General features: G+C 71.4%; 14 protein-coding genes. 6 read left to right on the top strand and 8 right to left on the bottom strand.

Annotated elements, in window-relative coordinates; genetic code table 11:
- Positions 1-4: 4 nt before the first annotated feature.
- The 3 genes from Ahu01nite_RS31005 to Ahu01nite_RS30995 form a co-directional block, all read right to left on the bottom strand.
- Positions 5-2,221 (bottom strand): TOMM precursor leader peptide-binding protein, encoded by a 2,217-nt coding sequence (locus tag Ahu01nite_RS31005; protein ID WP_203840204.1) that lies wholly within the window; start codon positions 2,219-2,221, stop codon positions 5-7.
- A gap of 105 nt (positions 2,222-2,326) precedes the next feature.
- Complete coding sequence (locus Ahu01nite_RS31000) at positions 2,327-3,301, bottom strand: hypothetical protein (protein WP_203840203.1); 975 nt, start codon at positions 3,299-3,301, stop codon at positions 2,327-2,329.
- Between the two features lie 97 nt (positions 3,302-3,398).
- Positions 3,399-4,520 (bottom strand): flavin-containing monooxygenase, encoded by a 1,122-nt coding sequence (locus Ahu01nite_RS30995; RefSeq protein WP_239159274.1) that lies wholly within the window; start codon positions 4,518-4,520, stop codon positions 3,399-3,401.
- Between the two features lie 524 nt (positions 4,521-5,044).
- On the opposite strand from Ahu01nite_RS30995, the gene Ahu01nite_RS30990 reads away from it, so the two are divergent.
- Entirely contained in the window at positions 5,045-5,911 is an 867-nt protein-coding gene (locus Ahu01nite_RS30990) for a LysR family transcriptional regulator (protein ID WP_203840202.1), read from the top strand.
- Positions 5,912-5,962: 51 nt separating this feature from the next.
- Here the strand turns inward: Ahu01nite_RS30990 and Ahu01nite_RS30985 are convergent, their stop codons facing one another.
- From Ahu01nite_RS30985 to Ahu01nite_RS30970, 4 genes are all read right to left on the bottom strand, one after another.
- Entirely contained in the window at positions 5,963-7,201 is a 1,239-nt protein-coding gene (locus Ahu01nite_RS30985; protein WP_203840201.1) for an FAD-dependent monooxygenase, read from the bottom strand.
- Positions 7,198-7,452 carry a hypothetical protein gene (locus tag Ahu01nite_RS30980; protein WP_203840200.1) on the bottom strand — a complete coding sequence of 85 codons (255 nt, stop codon included), beginning with the start codon at positions 7,450-7,452 and terminating at the stop codon, positions 7,198-7,200. The genes Ahu01nite_RS30985 and Ahu01nite_RS30980 overlap by 4 nt, the downstream gene beginning before the upstream one ends.
- Positions 7,449-8,051, bottom strand: a complete 603-nt coding sequence (locus Ahu01nite_RS30975) for a VOC family protein (protein WP_203840199.1) — start codon at positions 8,049-8,051, stop codon at positions 7,449-7,451. The genes Ahu01nite_RS30980 and Ahu01nite_RS30975 overlap by 4 nt, the downstream gene beginning before the upstream one ends.
- A gap of 76 nt (positions 8,052-8,127) precedes the next feature.
- Positions 8,128-9,534 (bottom strand): MFS transporter, encoded by a 1,407-nt coding sequence (locus Ahu01nite_RS30970; protein WP_239159273.1) that lies wholly within the window; start codon positions 9,532-9,534, stop codon positions 8,128-8,130.
- A gap of 180 nt (positions 9,535-9,714) precedes the next feature.
- Here Ahu01nite_RS30970 and Ahu01nite_RS30965 point away from each other — a divergent pair, with 180 nt between their 5' ends.
- Complete coding sequence (locus Ahu01nite_RS30965) at positions 9,715-10,587, top strand: LysR family transcriptional regulator (RefSeq protein ID WP_203840198.1); 873 nt, start codon at positions 9,715-9,717, stop codon at positions 10,585-10,587.
- Between the two features lie 10 nt (positions 10,588-10,597).
- Here the strand turns inward: Ahu01nite_RS30965 and Ahu01nite_RS30960 are convergent, their stop codons facing one another.
- On the bottom strand, positions 10,598-12,163 hold the full coding sequence (locus Ahu01nite_RS30960; RefSeq protein ID WP_203840197.1) for a class I adenylate-forming enzyme family protein: 1,566 nt from the start codon (positions 12,161-12,163) through the stop codon (positions 10,598-10,600).
- A gap of 462 nt (positions 12,164-12,625) precedes the next feature.
- On the opposite strand from Ahu01nite_RS30960, the gene Ahu01nite_RS30955 reads away from it, so the two are divergent.
- From Ahu01nite_RS30955 to Ahu01nite_RS30940, 4 genes are read left to right on the top strand one after another with little or no spacing between them, the layout of a single operon-like run.
- Positions 12,626-13,402, top strand: coding sequence for a hypothetical protein (locus Ahu01nite_RS30955; protein ID WP_203840196.1), 777 nt, complete (start codon positions 12,626-12,628; stop codon positions 13,400-13,402).
- 53 nt (positions 13,403-13,455) lie between these two features.
- Positions 13,456-14,136 carry an O-methyltransferase gene (locus Ahu01nite_RS30950; RefSeq protein WP_203840255.1) on the top strand — a complete coding sequence of 227 codons (681 nt, stop codon included), beginning with the start codon at positions 13,456-13,458 and terminating at the stop codon, positions 14,134-14,136.
- On the top strand, positions 14,136-15,377 hold the full coding sequence (locus tag Ahu01nite_RS30945; protein WP_203840195.1) for a 3-deoxy-7-phosphoheptulonate synthase: 1,242 nt from the start codon (positions 14,136-14,138) through the stop codon (positions 15,375-15,377). Before Ahu01nite_RS30950 ends, Ahu01nite_RS30945 begins: the two co-directional genes overlap by 1 nt.
- Entirely contained in the window at positions 15,374-15,706 is a 333-nt protein-coding gene (locus Ahu01nite_RS30940; protein ID WP_239159272.1) for an antibiotic biosynthesis monooxygenase, read from the top strand. The genes Ahu01nite_RS30945 and Ahu01nite_RS30940 overlap by 4 nt, the downstream gene beginning before the upstream one ends.
- Positions 15,707-15,753: the final 47 nt, after the last annotated feature.

Genomic DNA, 15,753 nt, shown 5'->3' with positions numbered 1-15,753 from the left:
CCTTTCAGAAGAACACGCTGAGCGGATTCATCGCCGTCTCGTCGCCGGCCGGCCCCGTACGCCCGAGCCGGACGGGGACGTCCCACAGCCGCCCCGGCCCCAGCCGCCGCCAGAAGTGCCGCAACCCGGGCACGACCACGCGGGCCACGCTGAGTTCCAGGTCGGGCCGGGACTGGTCGAGCACGATGACGTCGAGCCCGGCACCTGCGGCGAGATCGACGAAGCGCTTCACGTCCGCGGCGGCGTCACCGCTGGACAGGTCGGCATGGGTCGTGGCGGTGGTCATCGGGGCGTCCGACGGCCGCAGCCAGGGCTGGTCGGCGACGCGTACGGTGGTGAACCAGTCGAGGGTCTCCCGGTCCTGGACGGCGTACCGGGTCCGCCCGCCGGACGAGCGGGCCACCATCGGCAGGAACTGGTTGACCTCGGCGAGCGCCCGGCCGAGCGCGACGGCGGGGTCCGGGTGAGCCCCGAACCCGACCAGGACGTCCTCCACCGCCCGGTCCAGCCGCGGGGAGATCGCGGCGAAGGCCGGGATGCCCAGATCCGCGGTCAGGTCGAGCGCCCACAGCGCCCGCCCCAGCTCGCGCCGGTAGAACCCGGTGAGCCCGTCGATCCACGGATCCTCGAACGAGGCGAGATCCACCCCGGGCATCCGTGACCGGTGATACCACCACAGTGCCACGCTGTCGCGCTCGACGAGCTCGCAGAAGCCCTGCGAGATCGCCTCGGGCAGCGTCGCACCGGCCGCGCAACCGTTGGAGTCGGCGCCGCAGACGTCGAGGCGGGTCAGGTCCGGGTGGCCGTACCAGCAGTAGGCGGCGGGCAGGTGCCGCGGTTCGTCGTGGGTGAGCGACCAGGCAAGAGTCCACTCGATCGGCTGGTCGTCGGCGAGCTGCCGGGGCACTCGATGGAAATGGCCCCGCTGTTCGCGGGCGGCGTACTGGGCATCGGAGAAGAGCAGCAGGTCGCGCGGGGGCACGGCACCGGGCAGGTCCGGCCAGGCGGCGTTCTCCGTCGTACGATCACCGCGCCAGACCCCGCAGTAGCGCTCGACCGCTTCCCCGATGGCGGACACCTTCGCCTGCACCTCGGTGCGCCCCTTGCCCCCGGAGAGTCCGCGCAGGTTGGTCCGCAGCATCGCCGGCCCCCGGGCCAGCGCGAAGTTGTGCCCGGCCCCGAAGCTGTAGGTGAGCCCGTTGCGGTAGTCCTCCATCGGTTCGAGCCGGGTCACCACCCCCAGACAGCGGTCCACATGGTGGGCAAGGCGCCGATACATCTCCTCGGCGCCGGTCGACCGGGAGCCGCCGTCCGCCGACACCACCACCGGGGTGGGTTCCAGGACGATCCGGCCACCCGGCTCCGGCGGGCTGCCGCAGGACGGGCAGTGCGGCTGCCGGACCAGATCATGGCCCTCCCCGGTGAGCGTGACGGTGTCGAAGGTGACGAGCCGCCCGGTCAGCCGCGGCGACCGCCCGGTCATCGCCAGGACCGGCAGCTCGGCGGCGAGCATCCCGGCCGCGATCGCCACGGTCGCCGGGATGCTCGCCCTGGCCGGGTCGGCCGGGGGCTCCAGCGGGCGCAGGCTGTCCAGGTACGCGATGACCGGCGTGTTCTCCGTCCACCGCACCCGCAGGCAGTCCCAGCAGCCCGTCTCCCCGGGAAGGAAGTGCGGGCCGAGCAGCAGGGTGGACCCGTGCGGACGCATCAGCGTCCAGCCCTGCCCGTCGGCGAGCCGGGCCCGGTTGAAGGCGTCGAGGCGCCCATCGGTGAGACCGGCGGCGACGACCACGATCGGCCCGGCGGCCTGCGTGACCTTCACGCCGAGTCCCAGCAGGTTGCTCTCGACCAGCGCGAAATCAGGGGCTCCGGCATCCACGAGGGAGACGTCCCAGGACTGCTGGGCCGCGTCCGGGTCGACACCCCGGGCATCCCACGCGGCGGCGACCTCGACCGGTGCGGTGGTGGCGCCGTCGGCAACCAGCCCGAGCCGGATCAGCCTGCGCAGCGCCGCCGCCACGTCACGTCGCGGATATCGGCCGGCCAGTGCCTCGACGAGCTGCGTGGTCTCCGTCGCACCGTCGAGCAGGCCGGCCAGTTCGGCCGCGATCGGGTCCTCCACCAGCAGATGCCGCGTCTCGCCCACCACGACGAGGTAGTCACCCGCCGGGCCGGCCAGCCGGACCGGCAGATGATCCGCTCGGACCCTTGGAAGCCGCATCGGCTCTCTTCCTCTCCCCGGGGCGTTCATTGTGGACAGACCTCGGGCCGCGATCCGCGAATGGCATGACATTCAGCCGTCCTCGGCCCCGCGGCGGAGCGTCCGTCAACTCGTGCTGAGGGCGGTGGGCGCGTCGGTCAGGCCCAGCAACGTGGCCGGCTGCCCAGCGGCGGCGGGCACGAAGAGCAGGAACACCTGCACCCGCGAGATGACGATGCGGGAAGCGCTGACCGGCCCGGTCCGGCCCAGCCCGGCAAGGTCGGGACTCTGCGGCGCCAGCACGGCCGGCTTGCCCTTGCTCCCGGAGACGGTGTCCGCGGCGCGGAGAGTGAGAAACGCGAAGACCCCCGCATCGGTACGCGCGGCGCACTGCGACCACTGCGCCTCGCGCAACTCCCGCGCGGCGGTCATCCCGGCACCGCCGAGCTGCTGCTGGTAGACCTCCCACCCCGCGGCGAACTGGCGGTCGAGCAGGTTGCTGGTCGCCAGTACCGAGAGGTTCGGGCTGCCCGCTGCGGTGGTCCGGGCGAAGACCTCCGCCTCGAGATCCTTGCGCCGCACGTCGTCGAGGGCGGTGGTGCTCGGCAACGCCGTGCTCCCGGCGAGCGTCCGGGCCTGGGCGACCCCGCTCTGCCCGACGCCCACGTTGTGGCTCGCCTTCCAGCCGCCGCCCTCCTGCCGGACGAACTGGGTGACATCGGAGAGCGGCAGTTCGGTGCCGGTCACCTTCAGCGACGCCACGACCAGGAAACAGGACGCGTCTCCCGCCGGTACGGCGAACCCGGGCTGGGTGTGCACGAAGGAGGGTGGAGTTCGCTTCGCGAGGGTGGCCCGGTGAGCAGCGGCAAGACTGACGTCCAGCGAGGGCGGGACCTCCTGCGCCTTCAACCCGGCCGGATCAGCCGCCGCCGACGCCACCGAGTCCGCCTGATCGAAGGCGGCGAGCACCGCGAGTGCGGCCTGCGCCGGAAATCCGGGGGCGGCGGCCACAGCCGGATCAGGGGCTGCCGGGCTGCCGTTCGCGCATCCGGCGACCCCCACGACCAGGACCGCCACCACACCCGCTGCCACGATCTTCATGACCGAAGTATGTGGCGCCACCAGCCCCGGCCGGGACGATGGCCGCCGATGCTGTCACCCGGGCTCCGGCCCTGACACGAGTCGATGCAACGGTCCGCTACTTCCGCAGCCGGCTCACGGTACGGGCGACGCGGCGGGACTCGATCGCCGCCTGGCGGAGCATCCCGCCGAGCGTCACGTCGTACCCGATGAAATACAGCCCCGGCCGTGCGGGCGCGCCACCGTGCACGAGCGGCACGCCGGTCTCGTCGACCAGCGACGGGTCCTCGAACAGCTCGCGAAGCCCGGTGCCGTAGCCGGTGGCGGCGACGACCACGTCCGGCTGCACACTCGTGCCGTCCGCCAGCAGCACCGAGATCCTGTCGAAGCCCTGCACGGCGGCGACCGGCAGCACGCGGCCCGCCACGACGTCACGGACGATGCCGACGTCCTGCAGCGGCACGTATCGCCCGGTGCGCAGCCGGGTCTTGAGGCCCGCGGCCGGGCGCCCGATGCCGTACTTCCGCAGGTCCGGGATCTCCATCCGCGCGGTCGCGGCGGCCACCGCGTTGAAGACCCGTTCGGGCAGCCAGCCCAGCAGCACGCCGTTCAGCTGCGCCGGCCAGCCCGCGGTCGTCCGGCGCACGATGTGCGGCGGCGTGCGGATCGCGAGCCGCACCGCGGCGGCACCGCCCTCGGCCAGGTCCGTGGCGATCTCGGCGCCGCTGTTGCCCGGCCCGACGACCAGCACGTCCTTACCGCGGAACGGCTCGGCGTTGCGGTACGCCGCCGAGTGGATCAGCTCGCCCGGCCACGTCTCCAGCCCGGGCCACGGCGGCACTTCCGGCGTGTGCAGATAACCCGTCGCGACGATCACGGTCTGCGCCGGCTCCTCGGATCCGTCCGCGAGCCGCAGCGACCACCCGTCAGCACCGGGCTTGATCCGCTCCACGGCCGTTCCGGTCCGCACGTCGAGCCCGAACCGCTGCGCGTACGCCTCCAGGTAACGCACGAGGTCGTCACGGCGCACCCATCGCCCGTACCCCCGCGGAATGGCAGAACCGGGAAGACCGGACAGCCGCCGTACGGTGTGCAGCTTCAGCCGGTCGTAGCGTCCTCGCCAGCTGGTGGCCACGCCCGGCCCCCGCTCGAGCACCACGGCGTCCACCCCACGCGCCTTGAGCTGAGCCGCCACTGCCAGGCCCGCGGCCCCTGCCCCGAGCACCACCACATCTGCCATGCGAGGCAGTATGTCGATCTCCGGCCGCTCCCACAACGCACCACGAATGCCTTTGTTACATTTTAGTTAATCGCCATTGTCAATATGGATCAAGAAAATCGCGCTGCCCGGAACGTACGGCAAGCGCTTTCCATCCGGCACATCCGGGATACCACCCACCACTCGGTATGCCCGATGGGGAAACATTATCCATAGTGGAAATTCGCCCGTACCCCAAAGATCTTCCCTCACCTGCGGAGATAGTGCAGCATGGGCAGGGGAACGCACACGGGGGCGAGTCGAAGGGGGCACGGTGCGACTGTTTGCGCGAGGCAGTTCGCAGGTCGGACGGCCGGATCAGGGCGTGGTCTGACGCCATCAGAAGTCCCGGCGGGGAAGCGGTTGCCAATGAGGGCACCGGCCTTTCCCGGGTGCGGGGCCCAGGGTGCGAGTCCCTGAATCGCGCGTGTTCACGCTTTGTAGCCACCGCAGATCCGTGTCCGTGAACGAGACCGGGTCTCAGCAAGGGCAAGGTGTCAAGAAAAATGCAACGTGATATCGAGGTAAAACTTCTGCGCGCCCTGGTCGCAGTGGTGGACGAAGGTGGTTTCTCCCGCGCCGCGCAGGCCCTGCACGTGACGCAGCCGACCGTCAGTCAGCAGATCCAGCGTCTGGAGTCCGTTGTTCAGGCGCCGCTGCTCGAACGCACGATCAGGCCGGTGAAGCTGACCAGTGCGGGCCGTGAGGTGGTGGCCCACGCCCGCCGGGTGCTGCTGCTGAACAGTGAGGTCCTCGGCATCCTCTCGGCCCTTCGCGGTGAGGAGTCGTTCCGGCTGGGGTGTTCGATGCATTTCGTCGACGGGCTGCAGTCCATGCTCGCCGAGTTCGCGATCGAGCGACCGGCGATGCGGCTGGAGATCGTCACCGGGCTCAGCACGACGCTCGCCGATCGGCTGGAGCGGGAGGAACTCGACGCCGCCATCCTGCTCGGGACCACGACGGCGCGGTGCGAGATGCTCGGGCGGCTGCGTCTCGCGTGGTTCGGCAACGCACCCGCCGTGACCGGCGCCGGGTATCCGGTCGCGATGGTCGGCGGGCACTCGGCGCTCACCCTGCGGATGCTGGAAACGCTTGCCAGGAACAGGATCCGCTGGCAGGCGGCACCGTTCTCCACCGATCCCCTCATGGTGCGGGCATCGGTGCAGGCCGGGCTCGCCTATACGGCGCTGCCGGCCAACGCCCAGCTGCACCACCCGGCGCTGCCCGCCACGGCCGAGGGTGTCCTCGGGGTCGCGCCGGATCCGCTCCCGGTCTATCTGGCCTTCTCGCCCTCGGTGTGCGAGCCGATGGTCGACGCCGCTCGTACGGCCGCGCGGGCCGCCCTCGGCGAGATGCCCATCGCCGCACCGTGAGGCGGGCTCCACTCCCCCGGGGAACGGGGGTACCCCGGGGAAGTGGAGTGTTCAGTAGGAAGTCCGGGCCGCCCGGCGCGCCGTCAGCTTCGGCCCGTACGGCGCCGAGTCCAGCCACTCGCCCGCCTTGCGCCCAGCCGCTGCCACCGCCGCCGCGGTCCGGCGCCGCAACCACACCGACGGCCGGTCCGCGAGCATGTGGTGCAGAGCCGAGCTGGCACAGGCCCGGTTGTACTCCGCGGCCGCCTTACGCTCGTCCGCGAACCGCCTGATGGCGGCTTCGGCCGATGCGGCGCCCCGAGCCGACAGGGCCTCGTCGACCGCCTCGACCGCCCGGATCGCGTCCGGGATGCTGGAGTTCATCCCGCGGGCGCCGAACGGCGCGAACAGGTGGGAGGCCTCGCCGGTCAGCAGCACCCGATGATGCCGGTCGGTGAAGCGCGCGGCCACCTGCTGGGCGAACCGGTAGGTCGACACCCAGCGCACCCGCTCGCCGTAGGACCCGGGAAGCACCCGGCCCAGCCATCGGCGCAGCCCCTCGGGCGAGGTGAAATCGTCGGGTACGTCGCCCGGCAGCAGGTTGAGGTCCACCCGCCACCCGCCGGCGAACGGGACGATGAGCACGTTGCGTCCGCCGGCCCGCGGATGGTTGTAGTGGAAGACCCGCTCGATCGGCATCGGGTGCGCCGGATCGTCGTCCAGGTCCACCACGACGAACGTGTGCTCGGAGCGCGGCCCCTCCAGGGCGATCCCGGCGGCGGACCGCAGCGCCGACCGCGAGCCGTCCGCGGCGATCACATAGTCGGCCGCCCATTCCCGGCCCGTGGTGTCCACGAGCGTGACGCCGTCCGGGGAGGTCCGCGCGGTGGCGACCTCCACTTCCCATTCGAACCGTACGCCCCGCTCCCGGCAGGCAGCGGCCATGAGGTCCTCGGTGCGCACCTGCGGAAGGCTGGTGAACGGTGGCAGCCCCCCACGCAGCAGCGGCGGGTACGTCTTGCTGTAGATCTCCTTACCCGCCCAGAACGACCGTTTCGTGGACCACATCAGACCCTGACCGGCGATCTCGTGGCCGAGTCCCGGGGCGAGCTTCTCCAGGGCCACCAGCGAGGCCCCGTGCAGATACGCCGCGCGGCTGCCGGGCCGGACCGTGTCCGGGCCACGCCGGTCGAGCACCGTGGCGGGAATACCCGCTGCCCGTAACGCGAGGGCGGCGCTCAGTCCGGCCGGCCCGGCGCCGGCGACCAGCACCCGGTGGTGGGTCGCCGGCGCCGGTTCGGTGCTGCTCAACGCGCAGCCTCCTGCAGGTGGATCGTCTCGGACGTGAAGGCGACGATGCGCCCGTCCAGGCCGCCGGTCAGCGCGGCATGCCACAGAGCGGTGCGGATGCCGGTCCCTTCCCGGTTCAGGGTGATCTCCGGCCGGCTGCTGCTGAGCTCCACGTAGTCGCCGGTGCGGCGCAGCTGCATGCCGGCGTCCTGGGCGGTCTGCACGAGCGGCTCGAACTCCGGCACGTCGAGCACATAAACGGCGAGCGTCATGAGTTCTCTACCTCCTCGTCCTTGCGGATCAGTTCGGCCTTGCGCTGCCAGAGCGCCTCCGCCGACGGGCGTGGCGAATCGGCGACGTCGACCAGCGCGCGCAGGGTCAGGTCGGCGTCGCGCGCGTCGATCTCCGACATCTCCCGCATCGGCCGGGTGATCTCCAGCTGGATGCCGTTCGGGTCGTCGAAGTAGATCGACTCGATCAGCTCGTGTGCCAGCGGCGTGGTGACCCGCACCCCGTGCGCCTTGAGCCGGGCCCGCCAGGTGAGCAGCTCCTGGTCGGTGTCGACGTGGAAGGCGAGGTGCCGGGACCGGTGCATGAGATCGCTCGGCGGGCCCTCCTCGGGCAGGTCGAAGTAGTAGAAGAAGGCGATCCGGTTGCCACGGCCCATGTCGAAGAAGAAGTGCACGAAATCCGGGTAGTCCTCGGTGACCCAGCCGTTGGCCGTGATCGCGTGCACGAGGGGCATGCCCAGCACCTCGGTGTAGAACTCCAGGGTCGCGCGGGGCTTCCAGGTGACGAAGGCGAGATGATCGACTCCGTCCAGCTGCAGCCGGGGCGCCCCGGACGGGGTGCTCAACGTCGGTGATGCCACTTTTCCTCCTTGAATGACGACCTACAGTGACGACAGGTCCGCCCGCCGCACGCCGCTGCGCGCGACTACGCCGCCGCTACGCGGGGGTGCGCCCGCGCAGCCCGGTGCCCGCGATCAAGGCACCGGCCAGCAGCACCACGCCGCCGACGATCAGCGCGAGGCGGGTGCCGGAGGCGTTGGACGAGGCCTGGCTGAGGACCACACCGAGGACGGCCACCCCGAGGGAGGCGCCGACCTGGCGGGCCGAGTTGAGCGTGCCGGCGCCGATGCCGGCGAACTCGGTCGGAACGGTGCTGGCCACACCCGCGACCAGGGCGGGCAGCGCGAAGGAGATGCCGAACCCGAACACCAGCAGACCCACCACCGTGGCCGCCAGGGCGAGCCCGGAATCACCGGTGAACGGCGCCTGGATCAGCGCGCCGACTCCCATGAGGACAAAACCGATCGTGGCCGGGACGCGCGGGCCGATCCGGCCGACCAGCCGGCCGGTGAAGATCGGGTTGATGGCGGTCGGGATGGTCAGCGGCAGGAACGCCAGACCGGCGACCGACGCGGAGTATCCGCGGCTGTCCTGGAAGAACAGCGACAGCACGAACAGCAGCCCGGACAGCCCGAAGTTGGCGAGCAGCCCCGCCACCAGCGCGGCCGTGAAGCCACCCCGCTGGAACATCCGCGGCGGCAGCATCGCCGTGTCCCCGGCCCGGATCTCGGCGCCGACGAAGATCGCCGCCGCGAGGACCGCGATGGCGAAGGCCACCACCACGGCGGTGTCCGTCCAGCCCTTGGCCGGGCCCTCGATCAGGGCGTAGACCAGCGCGGCCAGCGCGACGACCGCACTGAGCTGCCCGGTCAGGTCGAGTCCGCTGCGCGGCTTGCGGGCGGTCTCCGAGGCCAGCCGCACGGTGATCACCAGGCTGATCAGCGCGAGCGGCACGTTGACCAGGAAGATCGCGCGCCAGCCGACCGACTCCGTCAGCAGGCCACCGACGACAGGACCGGCAGCGAGCGCCGCACCTGTGATGGCCGCCCACGAGCCGACCGCGCGAGCCCGTTCCGCCGGGACGGTGTACGCGTTGGTGATGATCGCCAGCGAGGCCGGCAGCAGCAGCGCACCGGCGACGCCGAGGGCCAGGCGCAGCCCCACCAGGGCACCGAGACTGTTCACCGCGGCGGAGGCGCCGGACAGCACCCCGAACGCGACCAGTCCGATGAGGAAGATCCGTTTGCCACCGAACCGGTCCGACAGCCATCCCGCGGTGAGCAGCAGGGCCGCGAACGTGACGGTGTAACCGTTGGTGACCCATTCCAGGGCGCTCAGCCCGACGTTGAGGCTCTGGGAGATCGCGGGCAACGCCACCGCGACGATCGTCAGGTCCAGCAACACCATGAAGTAGCCGAGGGAAAGACCGATCAGCAGCGTACCCGACGGCTTTTGCGACCGTTCCGCTGCCACCACGGGCTGCGGCCCCGCCTGCGTTGCCATGTGTTTCTCCTCAAATAGAAATCGCATTGGTTCAGCGCACCTGTCGCAGGACAGGTCTTCCTGATTCAACCGGAACGGGCGCCCGATTTGTCGGCGCTGGTTCCCGGAAGGACCGCTGGGTATCATCGGCTGAGCCGATGGATGCGGACGGCTGACAATGCTGACGAAGGAGCCAGGCGCGTGGAGCTGAGGAATCTTCGAGCGTTCGAGACCGTCGCCCGGACGCTGAGCGTCACGCAGGCGGCCAAGGAACTGCATTACGCGCAATCGAGCATCAGCGATCAGATCCAGGTCCTGGAACGCGAGCTCGGCGTGGATCTGCTCGACCGTTCCCAGCGCAGGCTGCGGCTGACCCCGCAGGGAGCGGTGCTCTCGGAATACACCGGCCGCATCCTCAAGCTCCTCGAGGAGGCGCGTTTCGCGGTCTCCCGGCCGGGCACGGAGCTCGCGGTCGGCGCCCTGGAGACGGTCAGCGTGCATCTGCTGCCACCCGTGCTCTCCGAGTACCGCGAGCGCCATCCCGACATGCGGGTGCGGCTGGGCCACCACAACCGAGGTGAGCTGTACAGAGCCGTGCGCCGCGGTGATCTGGACCTCTGCCTGACCTTCGGCACTCCGCCGCCGGACCCGTCGCTGCGTTCGGAGACGCTGGTCGAGGAGCCGCTCGTGGTCATCGTGCCGCCGAAGCATCCGCTGGCCGAGCGGGGCCGGGCCGGGCTGGCCGAGCTCAGCGCGGAGCCGTTCCTGGCCACCGAGCAGGGCTGCGGCTTCCGGGAGATGTTCGACGAGGTCTTCGGGCCGGGCGCCAAGGAGCCCGTCGCGGAGGTGTCCAGCATCGGCACGCTCGGCGCGTGCGTGGCGGCCGGCATGGGGCTCGCGTTGCTGCCCCTGCTGTCGGTGCGCCACCAGGTCGCCCGGGGCGAGGTGGCGGTGGTGCACAGCGAGGACACCGACCTGCGTACCAACGTGACGATGACCTGGCTGGACCGCAACACCGCCAATCCCGCCCTGGCCGGCTTCCAGGACATGCTGCGCGAGCACCTGGGCAGCTGAATCGGCGTGGTCATCGGGCCACCGCCGCCGGGGGCACGACGGCTTGGAGGCGGGCCCGGGCGATCTTCCCGGTGACCGTGGTCGGCAACCGGTCGACCACGACGAGCCGCTCCGGCAGTTTGTAGGTCGCCAGCCCCTTGCGGGACAGGTGACCGGTCACCTCGTCCAGGGTGAGATCGGCGCCCTCGGCCAGCGCGACGATCAGGCACGAACGCTGACCGAGCCGGGGGTCCGGGGTCGCCACGACCGCGTGCTGGACGAGCTGTGGCAGATCGTTGAGCAGCTCCTCCACCTCGAGGGCGTTGAACTTCAGCCCGCCGCGGTTGATGAGCTCGTCGGCCCGGCCGCGGTAGCTCACCGACCCGTCGGCGTTGAGAGCGGCCCGATCACCGCAGCGCAGCCAGCCGTCCGGCGTCAGCGCCGCGCGGGTCAGCGCCGGCGCCCGGAAGTATTCGCTGAACATGGTGGGGCTGCGATATTGCAGCTCGCCCGTGACCCCGGGCCCGGCCGGTGCCCCGCTCTCGTCGACGACCCTGACCTGCGCCCCGGACCCGGGCCGGCCGACGGTGCCGGTGAGCTCGGCCGGGTCGCCGGGGCGGGTGTAGGTCCCCGCGCCGACCTCGGTCATTCCCCATTGGACGATGACCCGGGCGCCGACCGTACGCCGTAGCCCGTCGACCAGCTCCCGTGGCACCGGCGCGCCCCCGGTCCGCACCTCCCGCAGCGCGGGCAGCGTCTCCTGCGGCGACTGCTCGAGCAGCGCCACCAGGTCACGCAGTTGCGCCGGCACGGCGAAGGCCGCGGTCGCCGACGCGGCGTGCAGCAGGTCGAGGAAGTTACGGGCGTTCCAGCCCTCGAACAGCCCGACGGCACCACCGGTGACCAGGGCGAGGTGCACCGAGAGCAGACCGAACGCGTGGCTGAGCGGGCTGGCCGAGACGATCGTGTCGCCGGGGCCGAGACCCCCGTCCTGCGCCACGGCCTCGGCGTTACCGAGCAGGCCGGCGTGGCGGTGGACACAGAGTTTCGGCCGCTGCGAGGTCGTGCCGGAGGAGGCGAGGAGCAGCAGGGGCGCCTGCGAGTCGCGCGGGGCATCGGGCAGCTCACCCGCCGGCTCGGCGGTGAGCAGCTCCGTGGAGCTGCGCAGACCGGCGACGGCCCCGGGAAGGTCACCACTGGGCGAGATCCAGACCTCACGCAGCGACGGGCACCTCTGCTGTACGCCGAGAATCTCGTCGACGCGGTAGCGGCCCCGGTACGAGTCACGGGCCACGAGGGCGACGGCGCCGGCCTGCGTCAGCAACGACGCCAGCTCGTGCGCCCGGTAGGCGGTGTGCAACGGCAGCAGCAGAACGCCGAGCCGCGCGGTCGCCGCGTGCAGCACCAGCCATTCCCAGCCGTTCGGCAGCTGGGCCGCCAGCACGTCGCCGGCCCGCAGTCCCCGGCGGTGCAGGACACCCGCGGTGCGCTCGGACTGTGTCAGGCATTCCTGCCAGGTCCGCCACCGGGAACCGTCGTGTACCGCGGCGCCCGGATGCCCGGCGGCGGCCCGCTCGAGGTATGCGGTGAATGTCAAAGGACCCGTCGGTTGTAACGCGGGAAATTCCACGGCGAACCTCCGTCTGCTTGCTGCATCGCCCCATTGCTGCAACGGATTCTGGCCGTAAGCGCGGCGAATCGTCCAGACCGGCCTATTGACGAACCTTATGGCCGGGCCGACCGCGGCCCAAAAGGATAATTTATGGCGTACGCCGTGCGTGGCGCACCAATGCAGCGACGACCTGCACAAACCGCGTCGTGGTCATCGGCGACGGGCCTGCGGTGACGAATGGAATATCAATATGGACAGCGCTCCCACGACGCCACCGACAACACATTCTTTTACTTCGGCGGGCCCGATAGAAGTTATCGGAATCACCGAATGCCGGGTGTTTGCGCCGGTCAAAAGCCTGACGCGGGGCTAACTGCGGAAAAGGTTCTTGCGGCGCCGGAAAAAGTAACGGCACACTTTCGTCGAACCCCCCACCAGGAGGTATCGATGCCCGTTTCCCACCCCATCGGAACGACGTTGCGGGACGTTTCCGGTGACTCGTTCTCCGACACGGACCGCGATCGGCTCGCTGACACGATCAGCACCGCGCGAAACACGTCGACCGCCTCCGCGACGGCCCTGCTGGCCCCGGCCGTTCCCGGCGGTGCGAGCGCCGCCCTGACCGCCCGGTCCTGCGTGTTCGACCACTGCGGCGTGCTGCTCTTCCCCCGGAGCCTCGACGCCGGCCTGAGCGAGCTGGACCGGCTCGGGCTGGAGCCGCAGCCGATCACCCCCAGCACCGTCGTCCGGCGACGGCTGGCCTCGCGCTACGACGTCGATCCGGACGCCTGCGACGTCGCCATCACGCGGTTGCGCCTGGACCTGCCGGACGGCCGGCGCCATGCGGCGGTCGAGGTCTTCCTGCTGCCCCGCGACAGCGCCGGCTACGAGCGGCGGATCGAGGACGCCGAGGCCGCACAGGGCTTCGAACAGCACACCGCGTTCGTGGTGACCCGCCCCGACGCCACGCTGCTGACCCGGCTGATCACGACCTGGCGCACGGATGCCGGCCTGCTGGCGGAAGGCGGCGGCCACAACCCGTACGAGGGATCCACGGTCTTCTACTTCGTCCGGGAACCGGCCCATCCGGGCGAGCGGCGGCGCTTCGAACTGCACTGCACCGGCGACTTCCGGGCCGTCCTCGACGGGCTCGCCGTCGAGTCCGGGGCGGTCGCCCGCGCCTATCGCGACTGGCGACCCGCCGCTCGCACCACCGCGGTGTGACCGCGTAAGTCACCACCGATCGACCGGAGGAACCCTTGCTGCGCAACGACTCCCTGACCCAGCGAAATCTGCCCCTCACCACCGGGCTCTACGACTACCTGCTCCACCAGGGCCGGATGGTCCCCGACCCGCTGCTGGCCGAACTCCTCGACCGGACCCGCGAAGCGATCCCCGACCAGGCGCACATGAGCGTCGCCCCCGAGGAGGGTGCCCTGCTGACCTTCCTGGTCCGGCTACTGGGCGCGAAACGCATCGTCGAGGTGGGCACCTTCACCGGCTTCTCCTCGCTGTGCCTGGCCCGCGGCCTGTCCCCCGGCGGAGCACTGATCACCTGTGACGTGTCCCCGGAGTGGACCACACTCGCCCGGGAGTTCTGGACCCGCGGCGGCGTCGCCGACCGCATCGAGCTGCGCCTCGGCCCGGCGCTCGACACGCTGCGCGCCCTGCCCGCCGAACCCCACCTCGACCTGGCGTTCATCGACGCCGACAAGCCCGGCTACGTCGGGTACTGGGAGGAACTGGTGCCGCGGATGCTGCCCGGCGCGCTGCTGATGGTCGACAACACGCTGTTCAGCGGCGAGGTGATCGACGAGCAGCCCGGCGAGAAGGCAGCCGCCGTACGCCGGTTCAACGAGCACGCCCGTCAGGACGACCGGGTCGAACTGGTCATGCTGCCGATCGCGGACGGACTGACGCTGGCCCGCCGGCTCCCGTTCGACGAGGTTCCCGCCTGATGGGGCGCTACCCGCTGCCGGCTGCTCCCCTGCTGGATCTCGAGGAGGAGATCCCGTGGGACCTCAGCGCGGCGCGACAGCAACCCGACTGGGCGGATCCGGTCCAGGCCGCCGCGGTCCGCGCCGAGTTGGCCCGGCTGCCCGGGCTCGTCAACTGGGACGAGGTACGCCAGCTGCGCAACCTGCTGGCCGAGGCCGCCGCCGGTGACCACCTGGTCATCCAGGCCGGCGACTGTGCCGAGGACCCGGCCGAGTGCACGCCGGGCACGCTGGCACGCAAGGCCGGCCTGCTCGACGCGCTGGCCGGGATGATGGCGGCCGGGACCGGCAAACCGGTGCTGCGGATCGGGCGGATCGCCGGCCAGTTCGCCAAGCCGCGCAGCGAGAGCGTCGAGGTCGTCTCCGGCGTGGAGCTGCCGGTCTACCGCGGGCACCTGGTCAACGGGCCGGAGCCGACCGCCCGGGCCCGGCGCGCCGACCCCGAGCGCATGCTGGACTGCTACTACGCCGCGTTCTCCGCCGTCGCCTTCCTGCGCCAGCGCAGCAGCGCCTGGACCCCGGCCGCCGGCGCCCCGGTGTGGACGAGCCACGAGGCGCTGGTCTTCGACTACGAGCTGCCCCTGCTGCGGCGCACGTCGCCCGGGACCATCCTCGCCTCGACCCACCTGCCCTGGATCGGCGAGCGCACCCGGCAGCCGGACGGCCCGCACGCGATGATGCTGGCCCACGTCGCCAACCCGGTCGCGTGCAAGGTCGGGCCGACGACGCGCCCGGAGGACCTGCTCGCCCTCTGCGCCCGCCTGGACCCGGGGCGCGAACCCGGGCGGCTCACCCTGATCGCCCGGATGGGCGCGGCGGTCGCGGCCACCGCGCTGCCACCGCTCGTCGCGGCCGTACGCCGGGCCGGGCACCCCGTGTCCTGGCTGTCCGACCCGATGCACGGCAACACCGTGAAGTCGCCGTCCGGGGTGAAGGTCCGCTCGGTGCACACCGTCGTCGCGGAGGTGCGCGCCTTCCAGCAGGCCGTCACCGAGGCCGGCGGGGTGGCCGCCGGGCTGCACCTCGAGACGACCCCGTTCGACGTCGCCGAATGCGTCTGGCAGGACCCGGCGGAGCTTGATCCCACCGCCGTGCCGACGTCCTACTGCGACCCCCGCCTCAACCCGGCCCAGGCCGTCGAGGTGGCCCGGGCGTGGGCGAACCCGTCCACGCCGATCACGAGAAAGGAAACCCGCTCATGAGCGAGACAGTCATCCGTACCGGTGACGGCACCTTCGCGATGGTGAACGTCTTCGAGGTCGAGCCCGACAAGCAGCAGGAGCTGGCCGAGGTGCTGACCGAGAGCGCCGACAAGTTCATCCGGCACCGCCCCGGCTGCATCAGCGTCAACATCCTGACCAGCCTCGACGGCACCCGGGTCACGTACTTCGCGCAGTGGCAGCGCAAGTCGGACATCAAGGCGACCATGTCGGACCCCGACGTCCAGGTCGGCCGGGACAAGGCCGCCAAGCTCGCCAAGCCGGACCCGCACGCGTACACCGTCTTCTCCGTGCACCACCCGGAGAGCTGACCGCTCTCCCCCTCGGGCGGGCCGGCTGCCCCCGGCCCGCCCCCTGC

Source organism: Winogradskya humida, from assembly GCF_016862215.1.
Lineage (GTDB): Bacteria > Actinomycetota > Actinomycetes > Mycobacteriales > Micromonosporaceae > Actinoplanes > Actinoplanes humidus.
Note: the sequence above shows the minus strand (reverse complement) of the source record. Positions and strands in the feature narration are given on the sequence as shown.

What these genes read in the sequence shown, in the direction of transcription:
- Ahu01nite_RS30990 (WP_203840202.1), top strand. Translation starts at nt 5,045, where the DNA reads ATGCAACGTGATATCGAGGTAAAACTTCTGCGCGCCCTGGTCGCAGTG.
- Ahu01nite_RS31005 (WP_203840204.1), bottom strand. Translation starts at nt 2,221, where the DNA reads ATGCGGCTTCCAAGGGTCCGAGCGGATCATCTGCCGGTCCGGCTGGCC.
- Ahu01nite_RS30945 (WP_203840195.1), top strand. Translation starts at nt 14,136, where the DNA reads ATGGGGCGCTACCCGCTGCCGGCTGCTCCCCTGCTGGATCTCGAGGAG.
- Ahu01nite_RS30995 (WP_239159274.1), bottom strand. Translation starts at nt 4,520, where the DNA reads ATGGCAGATGTGGTGGTGCTCGGGGCAGGGGCCGCGGGCCTGGCAGTG.
- Ahu01nite_RS31000 (WP_203840203.1), bottom strand. Translation starts at nt 3,301, where the DNA reads ATGAAGATCGTGGCAGCGGGTGTGGTGGCGGTCCTGGTCGTGGGGGTC.
- Ahu01nite_RS30940 (WP_239159272.1), top strand. Translation starts at nt 15,374, where the DNA reads ATGAGCGAGACAGTCATCCGTACCGGTGACGGCACCTTCGCGATGGTG.
- Ahu01nite_RS30980 (WP_203840200.1), bottom strand. Translation starts at nt 7,452, where the DNA reads ATGACGCTCGCCGTTTATGTGCTCGACGTGCCGGAGTTCGAGCCGCTC.
- Ahu01nite_RS30955 (WP_203840196.1), top strand. Translation starts at nt 12,626, where the DNA reads ATGCCCGTTTCCCACCCCATCGGAACGACGTTGCGGGACGTTTCCGGT.
- Ahu01nite_RS30970 (WP_239159273.1), bottom strand. Translation starts at nt 9,534, where the DNA reads ATGGCAACGCAGGCGGGGCCGCAGCCCGTGGTGGCAGCGGAACGGTCG.